At 66.8% G+C, this 20,340-nt stretch carries 18 protein-coding genes; 11 read left to right on the plus strand and 7 right to left on the minus strand.

Annotation, left to right across the window (positions count from 1 at the left end):
* The first annotated feature begins 36 nt into the window (after positions 1-36).
* The 10 genes from pilP to ACVK00_RS24335 all read left to right on the plus strand — a co-directional run bounded on the left by pilP (position 37) and on the right by ACVK00_RS24335 (position 12,175).
* Positions 37-573 carry a type IV pilus biogenesis protein PilP gene (gene pilP / locus ACVK00_RS24290; protein WP_284900961.1) on the plus strand — a complete coding sequence of 179 codons (537 nt, stop codon included), beginning with the start codon at positions 37-39 and terminating at the stop codon, positions 571-573.
* A gap of 4 nt (positions 574-577) precedes the next feature.
* Positions 578-2,176 (plus strand): GspE/PulE family protein, encoded by a 1,599-nt coding sequence (locus tag ACVK00_RS24295; protein ID WP_284900959.1) that lies wholly within the window; start codon positions 578-580, stop codon positions 2,174-2,176.
* Complete coding sequence (locus tag ACVK00_RS24300; protein WP_284900958.1) at positions 2,166-3,242, plus strand: type II secretion system F family protein; 1,077 nt, start codon at positions 2,166-2,168, stop codon at positions 3,240-3,242. Before ACVK00_RS24295 ends, ACVK00_RS24300 begins: the two co-directional genes overlap by 11 nt.
* A 29-nt stretch (positions 3,243-3,271) precedes the next feature.
* Positions 3,272-3,835, plus strand: a complete 564-nt coding sequence (locus ACVK00_RS24305; protein WP_284900957.1) for a type 4 pilus major pilin — start codon at positions 3,272-3,274, stop codon at positions 3,833-3,835.
* Positions 3,820-4,437, plus strand: a complete 618-nt coding sequence (gene pilM / locus ACVK00_RS24310) for a type IV pilus biogenesis protein PilM (RefSeq protein WP_284900955.1) — start codon at positions 3,820-3,822, stop codon at positions 4,435-4,437. Before ACVK00_RS24305 ends, pilM begins: the two co-directional genes overlap by 16 nt.
* 2 nt (positions 4,438-4,439) lie before the next feature.
* Positions 4,440-6,065, plus strand: coding sequence for a shufflon system plasmid conjugative transfer pilus tip adhesin PilV (pilV, locus tag ACVK00_RS24315; RefSeq protein ID WP_354123398.1), 1,626 nt, complete (start codon positions 4,440-4,442; stop codon positions 6,063-6,065).
* Positions 6,066-6,216: 151 nt separating this feature from the next.
* Positions 6,217-7,998, plus strand: coding sequence for a type III secretion system outer membrane ring subunit SctC (gene sctC, locus ACVK00_RS24320; RefSeq protein WP_284900953.1), 1,782 nt, complete (start codon positions 6,217-6,219; stop codon positions 7,996-7,998).
* 34 nt (positions 7,999-8,032) lie between these two features.
* Entirely contained in the window at positions 8,033-9,271 is a 1,239-nt protein-coding gene (locus ACVK00_RS24325) for a sensor histidine kinase (protein WP_284900952.1), read from the plus strand.
* A 1-nt stretch (position 9,272) separates the two neighbouring features.
* A complete protein-coding gene (locus tag ACVK00_RS24330) occupies positions 9,273-10,709 on the plus strand; it encodes a hypothetical protein (RefSeq protein ID WP_284900951.1) in 1,437 nt (478 codons plus the stop codon).
* Positions 10,710-11,293: 584 nt separating this feature from the next.
* Positions 11,294-12,175 carry a hypothetical protein gene (locus tag ACVK00_RS24335; RefSeq protein ID WP_284900950.1) on the plus strand — a complete coding sequence of 294 codons (882 nt, stop codon included), beginning with the start codon at positions 11,294-11,296 and terminating at the stop codon, positions 12,173-12,175.
* A gap of 197 nt (positions 12,176-12,372) precedes the next feature.
* Here ACVK00_RS24335 and ACVK00_RS24340 read toward each other — a convergent pair whose 3' ends face one another.
* Positions 12,373-13,872 carry a hypothetical protein gene (locus tag ACVK00_RS24340; RefSeq protein WP_354123400.1) on the minus strand — a complete coding sequence of 500 codons (1,500 nt, stop codon included), beginning with the start codon at positions 13,870-13,872 and terminating at the stop codon, positions 12,373-12,375.
* 339 nt (positions 13,873-14,211) lie between these two features.
* On the opposite strand from ACVK00_RS24340, the gene ACVK00_RS24345 reads away from it, so the two are divergent.
* Positions 14,212-15,675, plus strand: a complete 1,464-nt coding sequence (locus tag ACVK00_RS24345; RefSeq protein WP_284900948.1) for a catalase — start codon at positions 14,212-14,214, stop codon at positions 15,673-15,675.
* 9 nt (positions 15,676-15,684) lie between these two features.
* Here the strand turns inward: ACVK00_RS24345 and ACVK00_RS24350 are convergent, their stop codons facing one another.
* The 6 genes from ACVK00_RS24350 to hrpD5 form a co-directional block, all read right to left on the minus strand.
* Entirely contained in the window at positions 15,685-16,926 is a 1,242-nt protein-coding gene (locus tag ACVK00_RS24350) for a cytochrome P450 (RefSeq protein WP_354123401.1), read from the minus strand.
* Complete coding sequence (locus ACVK00_RS24355) at positions 16,923-17,918, minus strand: alpha/beta hydrolase (protein WP_284900945.1); 996 nt, start codon at positions 17,916-17,918, stop codon at positions 16,923-16,925. The genes ACVK00_RS24350 and ACVK00_RS24355 overlap by 4 nt, the downstream gene beginning before the upstream one ends.
* 92 nt (positions 17,919-18,010) lie before the next feature.
* Positions 18,011-18,466 carry a type III secretion system chaperone family protein gene (locus ACVK00_RS24360; RefSeq protein WP_284900944.1) on the minus strand — a complete coding sequence of 152 codons (456 nt, stop codon included), beginning with the start codon at positions 18,464-18,466 and terminating at the stop codon, positions 18,011-18,013.
* Positions 18,467-18,562: 96 nt separating this feature from the next.
* Complete coding sequence (locus ACVK00_RS24365; RefSeq protein ID WP_228910593.1) at positions 18,563-18,742, minus strand: hypothetical protein; 180 nt, start codon at positions 18,740-18,742, stop codon at positions 18,563-18,565.
* A 173-nt stretch (positions 18,743-18,915) separates the two neighbouring features.
* Positions 18,916-19,170 carry a type III secretion system protein gene (locus ACVK00_RS24370; protein WP_284900943.1) on the minus strand — a complete coding sequence of 85 codons (255 nt, stop codon included), beginning with the start codon at positions 19,168-19,170 and terminating at the stop codon, positions 18,916-18,918.
* A gap of 51 nt (positions 19,171-19,221) precedes the next feature.
* On the minus strand, positions 19,222-20,286 hold the full coding sequence (gene hrpD5 / locus ACVK00_RS24375; RefSeq protein WP_284900942.1) for an HrpD5 family protein: 1,065 nt from the start codon (positions 20,284-20,286) through the stop codon (positions 19,222-19,224).
* Between the last annotated feature and the right edge of the window lie 54 nt (positions 20,287-20,340).

Here is a 20,340-nt window from a genome sequence, read left to right on the forward strand (position 1 = left end):
ATCGTGCTCGGCGCCGCGGCGTTCGCCGGATGTCTCGTGCATGCCGCCGGCTGCCGCGCGGCCGCGGATGCGCCGCCATCGGCACCGCCGGTGCGCGAGGCGCCCGCATCCGATCGACGCACCGCCGACGAACTGATCCGTCTGCAGGAGCAAACCATGTTGCTGAAAGCCGAACTCAGGAAGCTCGACGTGCAGGCCCAGGTGGCCGAGCGTGCCGCGGCGTTGTCGCGCATCGGCAGCAACGGCCGTTTCCGGCCGGGGGACGATGGCGGCGCCGACGTGCCGCGCGTGATCGCGATCGAAGGGCTCGGACGGAATCTGTCGGCCACGCTGCAAGGCGCGGATGGCCAGCAGTTCGATGCCCGCGCCGGCGACATCCTGCCCGACGGGCTGCGGATCGTGTCGGTCAATGCCGGCGAGGTGATCGGCCGCAGGCGGGACCGGGTCGTGCATTTGCGGCCCGGCACGGCAGCGGGCATGTCGGCCGGCCCGTTGCCGCCGGCGAATGGTGGCCCGGGTGGCCCGGGCGTGCCGGGCCTGCCGCCCGGCAATCCGGCACTGGCGAGGGAGTGACGCGATGCAACCCACGAACATCGGAACCGCGGCCGGCCCGGGCGACGTGCCGGCCGGGCGCCACGTCCGCGCCGCCTGCCCGTTGTCCGATGTCGGGCCGTGGGCGGCGAGCGCCGAGGAGCGCAAGCTGCTGTGCCTGCTGGACGACGGCCGCCTGCTCGTCGCGGAGGGCCACGAGATGAGTCCGTTCGTGCTGTCGTACCGCGCGCGTCTCGACCGCCTGAACTTCGCGTATCGGGCTCACGCGGTCAGTCTCGACGAGGTGCGCCGGGCATACGAAGGCATGCGCCGAGACGGCACGGCTGAACGGCTGGACCATACCGCCATGCAGGTCGTCGCGAAGGACCTCATCGCGCAGGCCTGCCGGGAACGTGCGTCCGACATTCATATACGCGTGAAGCAGTTCAGCACCGAGATCCTGTTCCGGATCCACAACGAGCTGGTGCGGGTCAGCGAGCAGCCCCGCGAGCACGGCACGCGCCTGCTCGCCACGTTGTATTCGGCGATGGCGAGCGTGTCGGACAACACGTACAAGCCGAGCGAGCGACAGGACGCCAGCATCGGCGAGCGCGACAAGCTTCCGGAACAGCTGTTCGGCGTGCGCATCGCCACCGCGCCGACCAGCACCGGCAGCATCATGGTGCTGCGCCTGCTGTACAACGATGCCGGCGAATCGGCCGACCTCGAGCGGCTCGGCTTCACCGCGCTGCAAGCCGGACAGATCCTGGCACTGAGCCGATTGCCGCACGGCCTGACGATCTTCAGCGGACCGACCGGATCCGGCAAATCGACGACGCTGCAGCGCGTGCTGGCCGGCCTGATCAGCGAGAACAACGGCAGCACGCACGTGATCACGGTGGAGGACCCGGTCGAGTATCCGATCAACGGCGCGGTCCAGACGCCGGTCGTCAATGCGCCGACCGAGGAGTCGCGCTCGCTCGCGTTCGCCGCCGCGATCGCCAACGCAATGCGGCTCGACCCGGACACGATCATGATCGGCGAGGTGCGCGATCGCGCGTCGGCGCAAGGCGTGCTGCGCGCGTCGATGACCGGCCACCAGGTATGGACCACGGTGCATGCGAGCGGGGTGCTCGCGATCGTCGATCGCCTCGTCGATCTCGGCTTGCCGCTGCGCATGGTGACCGACGAAACGCTGGTCACGGGGCTGGTGAGCCAGCGTCTCGTGAAGGTCACGTGTCCGCATTGCCGCGTGCGGTTTCGCGATAGCGCGGCGGCGCGCGATGCGGCGCTTGCCGCGCGCGTGCTGCGTGCGGTCGGGAGTGCGTATGACCAGGTCTGCGTGCAGGGCGGCGGTTGCGTGCAGTGCGCCGGGCGCGGCACCGTCGGCCGTACCGTGGTCGCCGAAGTGGTGTGCACGGACGCGCGCTTCTTCGCGCTCCTGCGCGATGGTGACAAGTCCGGCGCAACCGATTACTGGCTCAGGGAGTTGGGCGGTCAAACGCTCGTCGATCACGCGCTGACCAAGGTCGCGGCCGGCCTGGTCGATCCGCGGGTGGCCGAGCGCGTGGTCGGTCCGCTCGTGCCGCGCGTCGAACCGGCACGACTGCACGCGGCGGCCGGCGGAGGGAACCATGCGCGTTGACTTGAATCGCCGTTGGGCGCGCCTGCAGGCAGGCTCCGACGCGCGCCTCAGGGTGTACCGGAAGATCGAGAAGATGCTGTCGAACGGGCTGCCGCTGCTGAAGGTGCTGGAGGAGCTCGAACTGCGCGCGGCGCATGAAGGGCGCAAGCCGAACGAGCCGGCCGCGATCATGCTCGGCGAATGGCGCAAGGCGGTGCAGAACGGCGGCACGCTCGCGGAAGGGATGGAAGGCTGGGTGCCGCAGGCGGAGCAACTGGTCGTGATGGCCGGCGAGCAGTCCGGCCGCGTGGAAGCCGCGCTGCGTTCGCTGGTCGCGATCGTGGTGTCGCAGCGCCGCATCCGCGCGGCGATCGTGGGCGGCATTGCCTATCCCGTCGCGCTGTTCGGCATCACGCTCGTTTATCTGTATCTGTTCGGCGCGCACGTGATTCCGCAATTCGCCGCGATCGTGCCGCCGCAGCGCTGGCATGGCCCGGCCCATCTGCTGTACCTGTTGTCGAGCTTCACCACGCAGTGGCTTGGCTACGGCGTCGCCGGCCTGCTGGCCGGCATCGCGCTGCTGATCCATTCGATGCCGCGCTGGTCGGGCCGGTTGCGCACCGCGCTCGATCGCTATCCGCCTTACTCCGTCTATCGGTTGATAGTCGGCATCAGTTTTCTCACGGCGTTCGCGTCGTTGCAGGCGGCCGGCCTCACGGTCGAGAAATCGTTGATGCGGCTCTCGTCGCTCGCGAAGCCGTGGCTGCGCGACCGGATCGACGACACGTTGTTCGGCGTCAAGTCAGGCCTGAATGTCGGCGAGGCGATGAAGCATACCGGCTATCGCTTTCCGTCCGCGGAGATCGTCGACGACCTCTGCGTCTATGCGGAGTACAAGGGCTTCGCCGAAGCGCTGAAGACGATGGCGGACGAATGGATGGAAGCCGGCGTGGAGCGGATCGCCGCGCAGATGCGCGTGCTGAACGGCGCGGCCATCGTCTTGCTGGCGCTGCTGCTGAGCGTACTGATCACCGGCTTTTTCGGCATTCAGCAGGAGATTGCTGCGATGACGAGATCGCTGCATTGAAGCTTGTTTCAACACGAGGCGAGGACGATATGAACCCATTCACGAACTCGAACACGACGGCCGCACCGAACGCGCGGGCCGGGCGCTCCCGCGCATCGCAGCGCGGCGCGTCGCTGCTGGAGGCGATTTCGTATCTCGGGGTCGCGGCGATCGTGGTGATCGGTGCGATCGCGCTGCTGAACGGCGCATTCAACAGCGCGAGCACCAATGCGGTGAATGAGCAGGTGAGCGCGATCCAGAGCGGCGTCAAGAAGCTCTACATGGGGCAACCCGGCGGATACGGAAATCTCGCCAACTCGGTGCTGGCAAGCGCGGGCGTGTTTCCGTCGACGCTCACGCCGTCCGGCGACCAGAACACCGTGACGAACACCTGGAACGGCGCCGTGGCCGTCGCCGGCGCCGGCAGCACCTTCACGATCACCTATGACAACGTGCCGCGCAGCGTGTGCGTGAATGCCGTCACCGCAGGCGGCAACTGGGTATCGATCGCCATCAACGGCAAGACGGAAACCGCGATGCCCGTGTCGCCGGATCTCGCGGCCACGGATTGCAGCTCGGATACGGCGAACACGATCGTATGGACGTCGACCTGACCGATGGCCTGCCCATGCTCGCGCGGCGCCGCTCGTGGCCCGCGGTCCTGGGTGGACCGCCCGGGCGCGGCTCGCCGTGGCTTCGCGCCGCTGAAGCTTGCGCGCGCAGGCGGAGGGGCGCGAACGTGATCGCGATCTGGGTCGCGCTTGTCTTCGGCGTGCTGGGCGGCATGTACGCGCTGATCGACGCCGATTACCAACCGGCGACGATGTCGGTATCCGGCTTCGCGCTGGCGCAGAGCATGAGCACGTACCGCGACGCGGTGGTGCGCTACGCGCTCGATCATCCGGAATTCGAAGGCAGCGTGACAGACGCGGCATTGCGACCGCTGCTGGCGCCGCAAACCCTCGATCCGTTGTGGCACAACTACGTGGCGCCGAACGCGGACGCGCCGGGCAGCCTCGTCGTGATCTACGCGACGTCGGCGAGCGCGACCGCCGCGGTCAGCGCGATCGAGCGATTGTCGCGCGGTTCCGCGCTGGCCGGCGTCGCGCTTGATGGCAGGGTGGTGTCGCGCGGCAACCCGGCCGTGCCGCTGCCTGTCGCGCTGTCCCGGGCCGTGCCCAATGGCATGCCGGTGTGGATGGCACAGGCGTGGTGATCTTGACCCGACACGACATGAAGCGCGCGGCGAATCGACAACGCGGGTTCACGATCATCGAATTGCTGGCGACGCTCGCGATCGTGTCGGCGGTGACCGCCGGCATCGTCGCGATGATCGGAACGTCGCTCGAGGATGCGCGCGGCCAGCAGACGGCCCACTACCAGTCGCAGCTTGCGCAGGCCGCCGCGCAGCTCATCGAGCAGAATGCGGTCGCGCTGGCGGCTGCCGCGACGCCCGACAAGCCCGTGGTGATCAAGCTGCGCGGCGCACCCTATCAGCTGGCGAGCTTTCTGCCCGACGGGGTGGGAGAGCAGAACGCATACGGACAAACGCCGTGCCTGCTGGTCTATGCATCGGCCGGCGGACAGCTGCAAGGCCTGCTCGTCACCGAAGGCGGTACGCCGGTTCCCGATGCGCAACTGGGCTACATCGCCGCGAACGCGGGGGCCGGCGGCGGCTCCATTCCGGCTGCCAACAACGGCACGGGGGCGGCGATCGGCGCGTATGGGTCCTGGCGCATCGCCGTGCCGAATCCGGCCAACGCGGCGTGTTCGTCGACGAAGACGGGCACCGGTCACCTGGCCAGCGAAATCTTTCCCGATACCGGAAACGGGCAGACCGCGGACTTCCTCTATCGCGTCGGCGTGCCCGGCAATCCGGCGGCGAATGCGATGCAGGTGCCGATCGTGCTCGCGCAACAGATCGACTACGCGCCGTGCACGGCGGCGGCGGGGGCGATTGCCGCCGACGCGGGCAGCAACGTGGTGACCTGCCGTAACGGTCAATGGGTGCCCGTCGGCTCACGGCACTGGCGCGATCCCGTGGCGTCCGCGAGCGACCTCGGCGATACGTCGAAGGTGCCCGATCCGCGCATCGGCGACGTCGCGATGACGACCAACACCGGGCGCGCCTACACGTTCAACGGCACCGCGTGGCAGGCGCTGGCGGTCGACGAGCAAGGCAATCTCGCTCTCGGCAACCAGCAGGCGCAGGGCAATGCGTGCACGCCGGACACGGCGAACACGACGCCCGTCACCACCGACGCCCAGGGCCGCGTGCTGTCCTGTCAGAACGGCATCTGGCAGACGCAGTCCGAAATCCTGCCGGGCACGACCTTGACGGAATGCCAGATCATGATGGCGTCGCCCGGCGCGACCGACTACGCGAACTGCGCGGGCCCGCCGTCGGCCAACTATTACGCGCCGCCGTTCTCGTTCAATGGCACGAACGGCACGTTCACCTATTCGCGGCTCATTCCCGTTCGATTGACGAAACCCGGCATCGTTTCGGTTTCCTCATGGGCCCATCTGAACGACAGCCTGTGCGGCCCCGCGCGAGGCGCCCGCGCGCAGGTGTCGCAGGACGTCGACGTGCTCGATGCGTCGAATCGCTCCGTCGCGCATACCGAAGCGCAGGGGCCGACGCTGGTGGACGATTCGGGCGGCATCAGCACGACCCTGAATCACGCGTTGCCGGCCGGCGATTACCAGATTGCGATCCTGACCAACTGGGCAACCTACAACGCGCTGACGACCCCATGGACGAGTTCCTACTGCGGCGAACAGAATCAGACGATTCCGAACACGCCGGTCGTGGGTGGATGGAACGTGAACACGTATTACTGAGCGTGCGATGCGTGTCGATGCCAACCGCGTACCGCGAATTTCCCTCCACGGATCGGAACCTGCGCGGCGACGATGGCGATCGCGCGTTGACGCTGTCACGGCTGCCGCCAATCATGTGGTCAGAGTGATGCCACCCCTTACGACGCCGACCATGAAACGATTTCTCCATGTGATGCTGTTCGCCCTGTCGACACTGGCTTGCCTTGCGGCGTCGGCCGCGCCGGTGCGCTGGCAGACCGCGCAGATCGACTACTCCGCCGACGCCAAGGACATCAAGGAAGTCCTGCGCGACTTCTCCGCGAGCCAGAACATTCCCGCCGATATCTCGAAGGACATCACGGGCAGCGTGACCGGCAAGTTCCACATGACGCCGCAGCGCTTCCTGGACACGCTGGCGTCGTCGTTCGGCTTCGTCTGGTATTTCGACGGCCAGGTGCTCGACATCGTGTTGCCGGAGGAGATGAAGAGTACGCTCGTCAAGCTCGATCACGCGGGCACGGCCGAACTGCGCGACACGCTCGCGGCGATGCAGGTCGCGGATGCGCGCTTCAAGATCACCTACGACGACGCGCACGGCGCGGCGATCGTCAACGGCCCGCCGAACTACGTGAAGCTCGTGTCTGACGTCGCGGCACGGCTGGATTCGCGTACCTCGCATCGCGCCGGCACCGTCGTGCGCGTGTTCCGTCTCAAGCATGCGTGGTCGATGGACCGCTCGTTCAACGCGGACGGCGCGTCCTACACGTTGCCGGGCGTGTCGACGGTCCTGAACAACATCTATCACCCGAATCAGGGTGCGGTCACGTCTCCGGCCGACCCGACCCGCAACGCCACGAACGTGTCGAACGTGCAGCGCCCGAACGCGCTGAACGACGTATCGGGCGGCGGCGCGGGCCAGGCGTTGATGCCGCCGCTGCCGGCCGGCGGGCAGGGGGGCGCCTCTAACGGCGGGGCCGGCGGCAACGCGGCGGGCTTGCTGGCGGGCCTGACCGGCCGGCCGTCCGCGCCGCTCGCCGGTGCGGCCGGCAAGGGCGGGTTGCCCGCGGTCGGCGGGATCGGACAGAAGGACGAGGATCTGCCGGTGATCCAGGCGGATCAGCGCACCAACTCCGTGTTGATCCGCGATACACCCGATCGCATGTATCAGTATCCGGACCTGATCTCGCTGCTCGACGTGAAGCCGCGGCTCGTCGAGATCGAGGCGCACATCTTCGAGGTCGACGAAGGCGCGCTCGCGCAACTCGGCGTGAACTGGACCGCGCACAACAGCCATGTCGATCTGCAGACCGGTAGCGGGCTCGGCACGCAGAACACCTATAACGGCACGCTCGCGCCGAACTTCGGCAATACGACGCTGGCCGGCGGCGTGGCGGCGGCGGCCGCGCCGGCAGGCGCGGTACTGACCACCGTGATCGGCAACGCGGGCCGCTATCTGCTGGCCAACGTGTCGGCGCTCGAAGCCGACAAGAAGGCCAGGATCGAGGCGAGCCCGAAGGTCGCGACGCTCGACAACATCGAGGCCGACATGAACAACGAAACGCAGTTCTTCGTGCGCGTGTCCGGATACACGTCGGCCAGCCTGTTCAGCGTGTCGACCGGCGTGTCGCTGCGCGTGCTGCCGATGGTGGTCGAAGAGAACGGCCGCCGGCAGATCAAGCTCGATGTCGCGATCCAGGACGGGCAGCTGAGCGGTCAGTCGGTCGACAACATTCCGGTGATCACCAGCAGCAACATCAACACGTCCGCATTCGTCAACGAAGGCGAGGCGCTGCTCGTGGCCGGCTACAAGACCGACAGTCGCACGCACGGCCGGACCGGCGTGCCGTTGCTGTCGAAGATCCCGCTCATCGGCGGCCTGTTCCGCTATACCGATCGCGACGACAGCCACATGGAACGACTGTTCCTGCTGACGCCGCGGATCATCGACCTGTGACGCGGCCGCGGCGCATGAACCCGACGAGCGCGACATGACGGCACCTTCGCATCCGCGCGCGGCGGCGATGGACACGGACGCGCCCGGCATCGCCGGCGACGAGCTGGCGGCGCTGCTGGACAGCCAGCCGTGGGGAACGATCGCCGTCGATGACGAGCGCCGCGTGCTGTTCGCGAGCACCGGCGCGGCGCGCCTGCTGCAACGGGAGATCGTGGTCGGCTCGTCGCTCGATGCGCTGTTGCGGGCCTGCGGGATCGCCGACGTCGCGGAGCCGGCGCAGACGGAGGACGCGAGCCCGTCGGAAGACGCGGGCGGCCAGGGTGTCGAATTCCAGGTCGGCGACACCTGGATCTGGCTGGCGCGCAATCAGGCCAGCGGCGGCGGTCGGATTGCGACGACCTTCGTCCTGGTGGACGTCACCGGGATGCGCCGCACGCTCGACCAGCGCATGGAGTCGCTGCGCTTCATGTCGCACGATCTGCGTTCGCCGCAGAACTCGATTCTCGCGATGACCCAGCTCCACGAGACCGATCCCGCCGCGTTCGACGCGTGTGGCGGGATGGCGCGGATCGGCGAGCTGGCGCGCTACGCGTTGTCGCTCGGCGATCAATTCATCTTCACGTCGGTGGAAAGCGGATTGCAGCGTCGCGACCTCGCGCGCTTCGACTTGTGCGAAACCGTTCGCAGCGTGATCGCGCAACAGGATGTCGCGGCCGTCTATCGCGGCGTGCCATTGCAGCTGTGGATGGTGGAAGACGCCCGCATCTGGATGACGGGCGTGCGCACCTTCGTCGCGCGCGCGCTGCAAAATCTCGTGGACAACGCGATCCGGGCTTCCACGCCGGGCAACGCCGTGACCGTGTCGGTGAATGCGGAGGACGGTTTCGCGGTCGTCACGATCAGCGACGCGGCGGGCGGCTTGCCGGGAATCGCCGCGCAGCGCGTGATGAGCGACTTCGAAGCGCTGGCCGATCGCTCGTCGGCGGGGTCGGGGCTGGGTCTGAAGCTGACCTCCAGGATCGTGAATTTGCATGGCGGCACGCTGCTGGCCCGCGCCAACCCGCGCGCCGGGACGGATTTCGTCATGCGGCTGCCGTGCCTGTCCGCGCGACGCAATACCGGCCCGCTTCCCGGCGGGCTGTCGACCGGCAGCGGCCTGACCGCGCTCGAGCGCGCGGACGCGCTCGCATGCGCCGCGGCGCAGGCCGGCTCGCGAGAGGACCGCCGCGCTCAGGAACCGCACGAGCGCCTCGAGCACGGCGATGGTGACTGACATGGCCCGCTTGCGGGAATGCGTGCGTCGAAGGCGCGGCGATTTTCGACCGTCATGGGCTGCGTTCCTTCGGCGTGTCGCGCGAGCGACGGCGGTCACGGCGATCTTCGCGCTGCTCTGCGTGTCGCTGCCCGGCACGCCGGCCTACGCGGGAAGCGCGGCGGCCGCCCCGTCTCGATCGGTATGTGCACGCCAGGCGCGACCCTCATGGCATCTCGCCCGGTTTCACTACGAGACGCCGGGGGCGAGCGTCGCCGATGCGCTGAGCGCGCTGTCCGACGCGACCGGCGTACCGATTGTCGTCGACGGCCGCGTGTCGGGTCGCCTGGATGGACGTTTCGATGCGTCGCCGCAGGACTTCGTCGAACGGCTCGCGCGCAACCATGAACTGGACACGTACTTCGACGGCACCGTGCTTTACGTCAGCCCGCTGGGCGCGCGGCGCACGCTGACGCTTCGCCTGAACTTCGCGCGGCCCGCCGTGCTGCGCGCGTTGCTCGCGAAGAGCGGTGCGGCCAGCCCGTGCTTTCCGCTCGTCAATGGGGCGGGCGGCGCGATCGTGACGGTCAACGGGCCGCCCGCGTACCTCGAGCGCGTCGAGCGCGCCGCGCGGCAGGTCGACGGCAGCGCGAGACGGCGCGTGACGACGGCGGTGCGTGCCGTCGCGCTGCGTGTCGGGACGGCCGCCGATCGCGTCACCGTGGTCGATGGCCGGCAAATCACGGTGGAGGGGGTGGCGGCACGCGCGCGATCGCAACTGGCGCCGGTCGATGCCGCCGCGCTGGGCGCGGTCGAATACGAGGCACCGCTGCCCGTGGTGAGCGCCGATGCACGCACGAACACCGTGCTCGTGCGCGATCGCCCCGAGCGGCTCGCCCGTGACCTGCGTGTGCTCGCCAGGCTGGATGTGCGACCGAAGCCGATCGTCGTCGACACGCTGATGGCCGATGTCGCGGCGCTCGATCTGGCGCGTCTGCCGCTCGGGAAGTCGCTCAGTGCGATCGGCATCGCGTCGAACAGTGCGGCCATGCTCGTTGCCGACGGCGACGCGCTGCGGCGTGGCATTGGCCAGTTGAGCGCCGAGCAGCGCGCGCGCATCGAACTGGATCAGGCGCTTGCGACCTACGACGGCGCGGCCGTTGCGTTCCGGGAGCGCGCCGGTACGCCGTTCGTGGCGGCAAACGCGGCGCCCACGCACGATGATTCGTTGCGCGCCGCGCGAGCGGCGGCGGATCTGTCGCTCGTCGTCATGCCGTCGTCGGGCGCGAATGCCGCGCGCCGTGAAACGACGCTCGCCGTCGAATGGCGGGTGCGCGACGACGTTCAGGCCGCCCGAATGACGCTGGCCCCCACGCAAGGCATCGTCATGCTCGAGCCGACGGACGCGCAGCGCACGCGGATCGTGTTGTTGGTGCCGCGGCAAGTCGATCAGCATTAGGCCGTCGACGACACTGATGGGGCGAACGGCAGATCGAGCATCCGGTGCGCCCAGGCTACCGACGCGCGGAGCATCGGTGGATCGGCTGTTCGGCGGTGCGTCGGGTTCAGCAGCATAGTCGCGTCCGCCACGTCCGTGTCACACGCGATTTCGCGTATCGAGCCGCCACATCGCTTTGGACGTACCGCATGCGCGCCACATTGGCCATCGTTGCAATCGACTCGTCACCCACATCAAGTCGAGGAAAGCGTCAAATGAACACTCATCCGATACTTGCGGACGCAACCACGATCGCGCTGCGCAACAACCTGCCTGTTGGACGCACGCTGCCGGCGACCGAATATCGGCATGACCCCGTCTGATTGTTCCGATACCCATTGGAAGCCGTTATGCCCATCACCCCATACGACGCCTCATCCGTCAACGCTTCGCCGTCGCTTTCGACGCTCGAGCCACTGTTTCCAAGTCAATCCGCAGCCCATGCGGGGATATTGCACGGTTCGCGACGGCCAGGCGGCAACAGTCACGGCCCGCTGTCGGGACTGACCTCGCGTGGAAGCGCTTCGAGACTCGAGGAGGCGCGCTTGGCGCCCATTCTCGAGCAGATCGTCGCGCCTCAGCCGGGGATGTCCTTTCCGATCGTGCAGGCGGCAGGCAAGACGCCGTCGCGCAGGGCGGCCGAGCTTTTTCAAGAGAAATTTCAGGCAACGGTGCTCAGGCAGCCAGGAAGCGTCAGGGCGAGCCGCGAAGACCTGGGTATTGCCGGGCATCAGCTCGCGATGGTTGACATTGGCGGAGAAGGCCAGAAGACGGAACAAGGTGCGAAATTGATGAAGAGCGGCAACGTGCATGCGATCAACGTCAATGCGCAATCGGTTGCGTCGCCCGGCACATTCGTTTTGCAGACCGACCCATCGGCGGCGCCGGTGGCGCGAAGCCGCTACCCGATTCCGAATCTCGTCAGACCTGCGAATCGTTGGCCCGGACAGAACGACGCGGCTGACGGCTTTTTGCCATTCGAAGACGGCTTCTCCAATCTGACGATGACGGAAGGTGCGCCGGTATTCGATTACCACGTCAAGGAATTTGCGAGGGTAACCGCCCCGCACGGCTGGATGATATTAGCGGTCGACGATAGCTTCGCTGGCCGGCTCGATCGTCTGGCGCAAGCCCACAACGGAGGGACAGTATGGAAGTTTCCTCCCAGAGACGGTGAGATGAACCGTTACGTCATTCCGCCGCGCACGGCGCTTGATCACCGCGAAGTGGCGAGCCAGTACAAGGCAATGTGGCGGGACGCGAACGCGCACGATGTATTCGATGTGGCGCAGACTATCGCGTTGCATCGAGTGAGCGGCCTCTCGCTCGACGAAGCCCGGAAGGCGGCCGCCGGCCTGCGCGACGTCAATGGCGTCATCGATCTATCGAGAGCGGCACAGCCTGTCCGGCAGCACGACGAGCTTTGAAGTGTTGCGCGTACTCGTGGGTCTGCGACCGAATGCATGACCGGACGCAGGATGATTGTAACGAGCGTGAATCCGCACGCGACCGACTGCCGGCCCGGGCCGGCCTATTTCTCCAAGCTCGACGAGCCGACTGGAAGGCTGCTGAAAACCCCACCGAAGCACGCCATTGGATGGCGTGATGTCGCAAGGGCGCCTGTTCAATTCGATGGCCGAGGGGGGTGATCGGCGCTGTTGGCAGCGAACGGTTCGTCGGTCACCGGTGTCGGCTCGGGCGTGCCCCCCGGGGCGCCATCAATCGGTTGCAGCCAACTGCGCGGCAGGGCGGAAGGGCGACGGCCTTCGCGAGGATATGAATCGGGAGCGTTGCCGTGCGCCGGGTTCTGAATTGAACCGTGCGGGACTGGAGGAAACGTAAACGTATGGTCGGGAAGAGGTGCGAGCGACGGGCGCCGAGACGTGGACGGATTGCCGCCGGCAGGCACAAGCGACGGGCGGCGAGACATGGACGGAATACTGCCGGTCGGTGCAAGCGACGAGCGGCGAGACATGGACGGACTGCCGGCAAGACTCGAAAGTGATGGACGTCGAGAGTCGCCGTCGGCCGAAGCCCAGTCGCTTTTAGGCGTAATACCCAGATATTTGTAAAACCTGGCCAGTTGGTCTTCGGAATCGATAATCTGCCACGTGCCCCGATCACACATCGCGACCGGAAGCGACGACGTTGCCACGCGTTCGTTGATTGGCTGGTCGCGCTCGTGGTTCTTCATGTGGGCCACATAGTTGTATTGTGAACCGTGCTGCACGACGTGTCGCGCCTGATCGTCATAAGGACGCTCGCGATCGATCGCCCCGATTGCACAGTTGAGCGCCTGTAGGGCTGACGTGTCTTGTCCCTCGCTATGCGGGGCCCGGCGGCCGCCCAGATTCAGCGAATCGTGGATATCGTAGTCGCCGGTGTATAGGGCTACCTCACATCCTTGTAGCCGAAAAAGCGGCTCGAGACTCTCCCTCAGTTTGTTGTCATCCAAGGGGAAGACCGTCCGCCCATTATCTAAAGACTGCAGACTCACGTCCGACGCACCCAGCCTCGACGGGTCCACGTAAAGACCGCTGAGCCGACGCGGCTCGGTCCCGTAATGGCCGACGAGTCCGGCTATGCCATGCGCCTGCATCTCGGAGAAACGGCGCTGGCCTTCCTCCTGGTCTCCATATACGTCGATCATCGACTGCACCTTGATGGTTTTTTCAAGGATGTCATGCGGCTTCGGGAGCGCGCCGGCTTTCAACCACTTCAACGTCTCGGGCCCCGCGGGCCTGAAACTGACGGCGATATTCATGATGCGGGCCGCCTCGGTGATCGCGCGCAGATGATCGGGAAGCACGTAAGTTTTCGTGATCTCCGTTTCCACGTCGGTCAGTTCACGGTCCTTTCTGGCTAGCACAGCCGTCTGGATCGTTTGCGCTTTCGATTCCGACAGTGCGAAGGACTGTCGTCGCTCGATCGATGTGGTCGACCCCCGCCGATTGGGTGTAACGGCCGAGTGGACGGCGCTTCCTTTCCGCGGGCGCAGGGCCGACAGAGGACCTGCCTGCAGGGGGCTGACCGCCGGGTTATCGCGATTCACCGGGTCGGGTGGAGCATTCACCGGGTCAAATGGGTTGGAAAAGGAAATGGGTTCGATATTCGTATTCGACATGGCGTGAAACGCGAACGTGAGTGAACAGGCTTCGATAATGAGTCGTCCGCCGTGTTGAAGATGACCAGCAAACTAAGGTTTCGCGCGAAATGCGAAGTGCGCTGGATTCGCGACGGCCGTCGTTGGCGAATATGCTCGACAGGCCGTGATGCGAGCGATACGCTCCCCGTCGATTCGATACAAAGCGATACACGCCAGACAAACCCCCGATACATCGTCACTTTCTAATTCCCCCTAGGACCGGCCGACGGCCGTCCGCACGACGTGCGATCCCCGAACCCGAGACGGGAGCGCGCGACCGACGAATTGAAGGTACACAAGGTGTGGGGGAAATCGGACATGTCAGAGAATTCGGTTCCGCGTGAAATTGCTCACGCGAACGGTGCACCGGTCAGCGACAACGTCAACATCCAGACGGCCGGCCCGCGCGGACCCGCGCTGCTGCAGGACGTCTGGCTGCTGGAAAAGCTCGCGCATTTCGATCGCGAGGTCATCCCGGAGCGCCGCATGCACGCGAAGGGCGCTGGCGCATACGGCACCTTCACCGTGACGCACGACATCTCGCGCTACACGAAGGCGAAACTGTTCTCCGACATCGGCAAGCAGACGCCGATGTTCGTGCGCTTCTCGACGGTGGCCGGCGAGCGCGGCGCGGCCGATGCGGAGCGCGACATCCGCGGCTTCGCGTTGAAGTTCTACACCGAGGAAGGGAACTGGGATCTGGTCGGCAACAATACGCCGGTGTTCTTCTTCCGCGATCCGCTGCGCTTTCCCGATCTCAATCATGCCGTCAAGCGCGACCCGCGCACGGGGATGCGCAGCGCGGAAAACAACTGGGATTTCTGGTCGCTGCTGCCCGAGGCGCTGCACCAGGTGACGATCGTCATGAGCGAGCGCGGCATTCCGCGCTCGTACCGTCACATGCACGGCTTCGGCAGTCACACCTACAGCATGATCAACGCGGCGAACGAACGGACGTGGGTGAAGTTCCACTACCGCTCGCAGCAGGGCATCGAGAACCTGACCGACGCGCAGGCCGAAGCCCTGATCGCCACGGATCGCGAAACTCATCAGCGCGACCTGTTCGATAGCATCGAAGCCGGCAATTTCCCGCGCTGGACGCTGTATATCCAGGTGATGACCGACGCGCAGGCGAAGGCATTCCGGTTCAACCCGTTCGATCTGACCAAGGTATGGCCGAAGGCCGAGTTTCCGCTGATCGAGGTCGGCGAATTCGAGCTCGATCGCAATCCCGACAACTTCTTCGCCGAGACGGAGCAGGCCGCGTTCTCGCCCGCGAACGTCGTGCCGGGCATCGGGTATTCGCCGGACCGGATGTTGCAGGCGCGCCTGTTTTCCTATGGCGATGCGCAGCGATATCGACTCGGCGTCAACTTCGGTCACATTCCGGTGAATGCGCCGAAGTGCCCGTTCCACAGCTATCACCGCGACGGCGCGATGCGCACCGACGGCAATCTCGGCGGCGCGCCGTCGTACTGGCCCAACAGCAAGGGCGCATGGTCGGACCGGCCGCAGTACAACGAACCGCCGCTCGAACTCGACGGGGCGGCCGCGCATTGGGACCATCGCGCCGATGACGACCATTATCAGCAGCCGGGCGATCTGTTCCGGCTGATGGATGCACGGCAGCGTCAGCGCCTGTTCGATACCACCGCGCGGCAGATCGCCGGCGTGTCGCAGGAGATCCGGCAGCGTCACATCGACAATTGCTCGCGGGCCGATCCGGCCTATGGTGCGGGCATTGGCGCGGCGCTCGCGCGGCTCGCCGCCGAACGGGCGTAGCACGCATCGTCAGCCGGCCGGGCGCTCGACGCCGAGTCGCGCATAGCCGTGGAACGCGCCCAGTTGAATGCGCCGCGCATCGTCCTTCGCTAGCTGGAGGTCGGGGATGTGCGTCAGCAGGCCGCGCAACACGGCTTCGAGCTGCATGCGCGAGAGCGCGACGCCGATGCAGCCGTGCGGCCCGGCACCGAAGGTCAGGCTGCGTCCGTCGGCGCGATGAAAGTCGACCGTGTCGGGCGCGGCGAACTCGGCCGGATCGCGATTGGCGGACCCGAGCAGCAGGATGAGCTGATCGCCGCGCCGGATCCGGCAGCCGCCGAGTTCGGCGTCGGCCTGCGCGTAACGGAACAGCGCCTGCGCCGCCGGATCGTAGCGCAGCAGTTCGCGAACCGCGCGCGGCACCAGGCCGACATCGTCGCGCAGCGCTTGCCATTGATTGGGGGCCTGGAGTGCCGCGGCGATACTGTTGCCGATCGACAGCAGTGTCGTGCCGTATCCGGCGATGAACAGCAGCAGAACGTTCATCGCGATCTCGCGGCGGCTGATTTCCCCACGCCGTTCGAGCGCGAGGAAATCGGCAAGCGGATGGGCAGGGTCGCCGCCGTCGCGGCAAGCGTCGATGCACGCGTCGATGTCGAGCAGGAAGCGTTCCGTGTCCGCGACGGCCTGTCGGTGTTCCGTGGCGTTCAGCCGCATGAAGCTGATCAGTTGCCACGCCCCCCGCGACGCGCGACGGTACGCATCGGCCGCGCTTTCCGGAAAGCCGAGCAGAAAGCAGACCGTTCGCACCGGCAGCTCGCGCGCCAGTTCGGCGACCAGGTCGAAGCGCGCGCGGCGATGTAGCGGCGCCAGCAGGGCGGCCACCTGCGCGTCGATGTAGTGCTGCACGGCGATCAGGCGTGTCTTCGAGAACATCGGCGCCAGCAATCGCTTCAGGCGTTCGTGGTCATTGCCGTCGCTGAACAGGATCGTGTCCTTGAACCCGAGCGGGTCGGCGGACGGGTTGTCGAACGCCGGCGGCAGGCAGGCGAAGGTGCGATCGCCCAGCACGTCGAGCACATGCCGATGCGACGAGACGAGCCAGCTGCCGCTCGCATCGCGATAGACGGGTGCCGATCGCCGCAGCCGCGCATAGACCGGATAGGGATCGGCGTCGCCGTTGCCCAGAATCGAAGGCAGCAAGCTGGCCGCATCGCGATGCGCGTGATCGATCGGGTCGGTCATGGGCGTCGTGCCGGTGAAGCCGGTCATTCGTCGGACAACGCCGCGCGCAACGCGTCGGCGGCATCGCGATGCGCGTCGCAGGCTTCCGGCACCAGCGTTCCCATCGAGAAGAAGCCGTGGATCATGCCCGGATACACGCGCAGCGCCGCCGTATTGCCATGGGACGCGAGCCGGCGAACGTAAGCTTCATGCTCGTCGCGCAGCGGATCGAATTCGGCCGACACGATCCAGGCCGGTGCGAGGCCGCGCCAGTTGGTGGGCGCGTTGCGCTCGCCGTCCAGCGGCGCGAAACGCCAGTCGTTTCGGTCGTCGGGCGTGACGAGGTACTGCTCGCGTAGCCAGCGAATCAGGTCGAGCGACAGAAAATACCCGTCGCCGTAGCGTCGATGCGCGTCCGTGTCCAGCCCGGCCGCGAGCGCGGGATAGATCAGCAGTTGCTGCGCGAGCGTGATGCCCGCATCGCGGGCTTCGACCGCGCAAATCGCGGCCAGCGTGCCGCCGGCGCTTTCGCCGCCGATCGCGAGCCGCGCCGGATCGATCCCGAACGTGATCGCGGCGCGTTTCAGCCAGTGCAGCGCGTCGACCGCGTCCTCGACCGCGCACGGAAACTTGTGCTCGGGTGCGAGCCGATATCCGGCGGACACGACGGCGCACTGCGCGTCGGCGGCGAGCATGCGGCACACGGCGTCCGCCGTGTCCAGCCCGCCGACGACGTAGCCGCCCGAGTGGAAATAGAGCAACGCGGGCAGGAGCGCGCCGAGGCTCGGCTCGGCGGGATAGTAGATGCGCGCGGGAAGCTGCCGGCCGCCGCGCGCGTCGAACCGGACGTCTTCGATGCGATGGACGGGGCGCGCCTGGATGTCGCCGAGCCGCGTGTAGTAGTCGAACCACTGGCGTGCGCTGGGCACGTCGAAATCGCTGAGGCGCTTCGCGCCGGCGGCGCTCCGGCGCGCGAGAAACTGCCGGATGCTCGCGGGCGCGGATGCGAGGGCGGCGTCGTCAGGCTCGATGATGGTCATGAAAGAACCTCGCTAGGACTCGTCAGGATGGGTGAGGCGAAACGCCGTGTACTGAATGCCGTGTCGTCACGGCGCGGCCCGCGTACGCGGCGTCACGCGCGCAGCCAGAAGTAGTCGCCGGCGACGATGCCTTCGAACATCTCGTCGGTAGATTCGATGATGTTGCTGCGCCAGTAGCGCCCGTGTTCCGCGTAATGCGACAACAGATCCGCGACGACCTGGCCGTCGACGTCGTGTTCCAGCGGCAGACGAACGATCAGGACGATGCCGCCCGTGTCGGTGTCGATGCCGAGCTGCGCCTGGTCCTGCGCGTAGATCACGAGGTTCGCTTCCAGCATCAGCCGGAACACGACGAGCGTGCGCCCCGCGCTGACGGTGCCGTAGTGGAAGTTGACGTACATCGCCTGCGGATCGTTCTCGAAGTGATCCAGCTGGACCTCGAATCCTTCGACCTCGATCGTGCGGGTGCTCAGCACGTGATCCGGGTCGGGCAGGCCGACGACGCCGCACACGTCGCGAACGACTTCCGCGTATAGCTCGATGCTCATGCCGGGTGTCGATGGAAGGTCGATCGTGCGGACGGAAACGCGATGCCGAAGCAGCCGGCGCCGTGCACGCGGCACGGACGCCGGCCGCGTCGGCCGTCAGCCTTTCTTCGCCGCGTTTTCGACGTCATCCGCGGCAGTTTTGGCGAGGTTCAAGACCGACATGACGAGTGACATCGTCACTTGCATCATGGCCATCTGAATCATCGCCGGAATCATTGCGCTCGTGGCGCCCTCTGCCGCACCGGTTGCCGCGCCGGCCATCGGTCCAAAAGACATGGTAGTACTCCTCTATTTCAAGAAATGATCAAGATCGCGCGGACGGCGTGGATTCGCCAACCGCTTCGTTGCCGGCATGCACCGGCCGCTTCCTGCCTGCTGCCTTCCCTGCTTCCTGCTTGCTACATTCGTTGCCCGGCGCGTGCCGGACGATTTCAGTCACGCGACGCCGTTCAGTGGAACGACGCGTGACCTTCGGGCGGAAGCTCGCGCAGTTGCTGCACGATGCTGCGCGCGGCGACCATGCCCCGATAGATTTTCTGAAGGGTGGCGCGATCCTGCATGTCGGTGCAGGCGCTCGTCGCATCGCTGACGCGCTTCGCGCAGCTGTCGAACGCCTGGTCGATGCGCGCCGCGCCGTCGGTTGATTCGAGCGTGCGCTGCAACTGCTTGAGATCGTCGCGAATGGCTTCGAGGTCTTGGTACATGATCGGACTCCTGTGGGGTGACAAACGTGGACGAGCTGAGCGGGCGACGCGTCAGCGGCTCTGCGCACGGATCGGCGTGACCGATTCGCGCATGACGGTCGCGCCATCGCCGAGGTCGGGCGGCGCGCCCGGAAACAGATGTTTGACGCCATCCGGCGTCTGCACGTAACGGGTGTCGCCGACGGCCATCATCGACGTATAGACCAGCGACGGAATCGCGGACGGGGCTTCCGTCACGTCGACATCGATGCGTCTGACGTTGCCGTCGAGATCGGCGCGCAGGCGGTTCAAGCCGTCACGGAACTGCGTGAGCGACGGAACCGCGCCATTGATCGAGAAGACGCCGCCTCCGGCGTACGACACGCGCAGCCCGTCGATGCCGAGCGAATCCTGGATGCTCGCGACATCCGACTGGGCGACGTCGTACGCACGCGCCACGTTGCCGCCGAGCCGCGCCAGCAGCGTGCGCACGGCGACGTCGTCGGCGGAAGTCGACACGATGCCGTCGACGACGACCGTGGCGCCGTGATCCTGCGCATGCAGGTCGGCCAGCTTCGCGTCGTGCAGCGCGGCGTTGATCTGTTGCGCGAGCGCGGCTGCGGTGCGCGGCCCGGTCGCGCCGGGCGACGGCCACAGGCGGGCATAGACGAGTGTTGCGCCCGCTGTCAGGAACGCGACGAGCATCGCGCCCGCGCCGATCACGCGCACCGTTCGGCGCGCCGAATTCGGCGCGACCTGGCCGGACACTGTCGGTCGCGACGCGGCCGCGTCGCCGTTGTACATGCTCGCGAGCAGCTGGATGTCGGGCGGCCACGCGGCGTCTTCGTTGCCGAAGCACAGCACCGTCATGCCGAACGGAAACGGCACGAAGTCCGGAATCAGCACCACGACCGGGTTGGCGTCCGGCGCGCCGGCATCGTCCGGCGAAGCCGGCGCTTCCGGCGTGTGTTGCGCGCGAACGATACCGGCATCGTCGATGTCGACGACGATTTCGTCGTCGTCCCAGTCGGTAATGCAGATGTCGGTGTCGTCGTCCTTGCCGATCCGGTATCGGCCCGGCGTGAGCCGTGCCTGGATGCCTGCATGCGTGCCGGTCAGGATGCGCAGGATTTTCATGCCGATGGGGTCCGGGTTCGTTGAGCGTTGAGATCGAATCGCGTGGTGCCGAGC

The sequence above is a fragment of the Burkholderia sp. PvR073 genome (assembly GCF_054055695.1).

What these genes read in the sequence shown, in the direction of transcription:
- ACVK00_RS24295 (WP_284900959.1), top strand. Translation starts at nt 578, where the DNA reads ATGCAACCCACGAACATCGGAACCGCGGCCGGCCCGGGCGACGTGCCG.
- ACVK00_RS24300 (WP_284900958.1), top strand. Translation starts at nt 2,166, where the DNA reads ATGCGCGTTGACTTGAATCGCCGTTGGGCGCGCCTGCAGGCAGGCTCC.
- ACVK00_RS24305 (WP_284900957.1), top strand. Translation starts at nt 3,272, where the DNA reads ATGAACCCATTCACGAACTCGAACACGACGGCCGCACCGAACGCGCGG.
- pilM (WP_284900955.1), top strand. Translation starts at nt 3,820, where the DNA reads ATGGACGTCGACCTGACCGATGGCCTGCCCATGCTCGCGCGGCGCCGC.
- sctC (WP_284900953.1), top strand. Translation starts at nt 6,217, where the DNA reads ATGAAACGATTTCTCCATGTGATGCTGTTCGCCCTGTCGACACTGGCT.
- ACVK00_RS24325 (WP_284900952.1), top strand. Translation starts at nt 8,033, where the DNA reads ATGACGGCACCTTCGCATCCGCGCGCGGCGGCGATGGACACGGACGCG.
- ACVK00_RS24330 (WP_284900951.1), top strand. Translation starts at nt 9,273, where the DNA reads ATGGCCCGCTTGCGGGAATGCGTGCGTCGAAGGCGCGGCGATTTTCGA.
- ACVK00_RS24340 (WP_354123400.1), bottom strand. Translation starts at nt 13,872, where the DNA reads ATGTCGAATACGAATATCGAACCCATTTCCTTTTCCAACCCATTTGAC.
- ACVK00_RS24345 (WP_284900948.1), top strand. Translation starts at nt 14,212, where the DNA reads ATGTCAGAGAATTCGGTTCCGCGTGAAATTGCTCACGCGAACGGTGCA.
- ACVK00_RS24350 (WP_354123401.1), bottom strand. Translation starts at nt 16,926, where the DNA reads ATGACCGGCTTCACCGGCACGACGCCCATGACCGACCCGATCGATCAC.
- ACVK00_RS24355 (WP_284900945.1), bottom strand. Translation starts at nt 17,918, where the DNA reads ATGACCATCATCGAGCCTGACGACGCCGCCCTCGCATCCGCGCCCGCG.
- ACVK00_RS24360 (WP_284900944.1), bottom strand. Translation starts at nt 18,466, where the DNA reads ATGAGCATCGAGCTATACGCGGAAGTCGTTCGCGACGTGTGCGGCGTC.
- ACVK00_RS24365 (WP_228910593.1), bottom strand. Translation starts at nt 18,742, where the DNA reads ATGTCTTTTGGACCGATGGCCGGCGCGGCAACCGGTGCGGCAGAGGGC.
- ACVK00_RS24370 (WP_284900943.1), bottom strand. Translation starts at nt 19,170, where the DNA reads ATGTACCAAGACCTCGAAGCCATTCGCGACGATCTCAAGCAGTTGCAG.
- hrpD5 (WP_284900942.1), bottom strand. Translation starts at nt 20,286, where the DNA reads ATGAAAATCCTGCGCATCCTGACCGGCACGCATGCAGGCATCCAGGCA.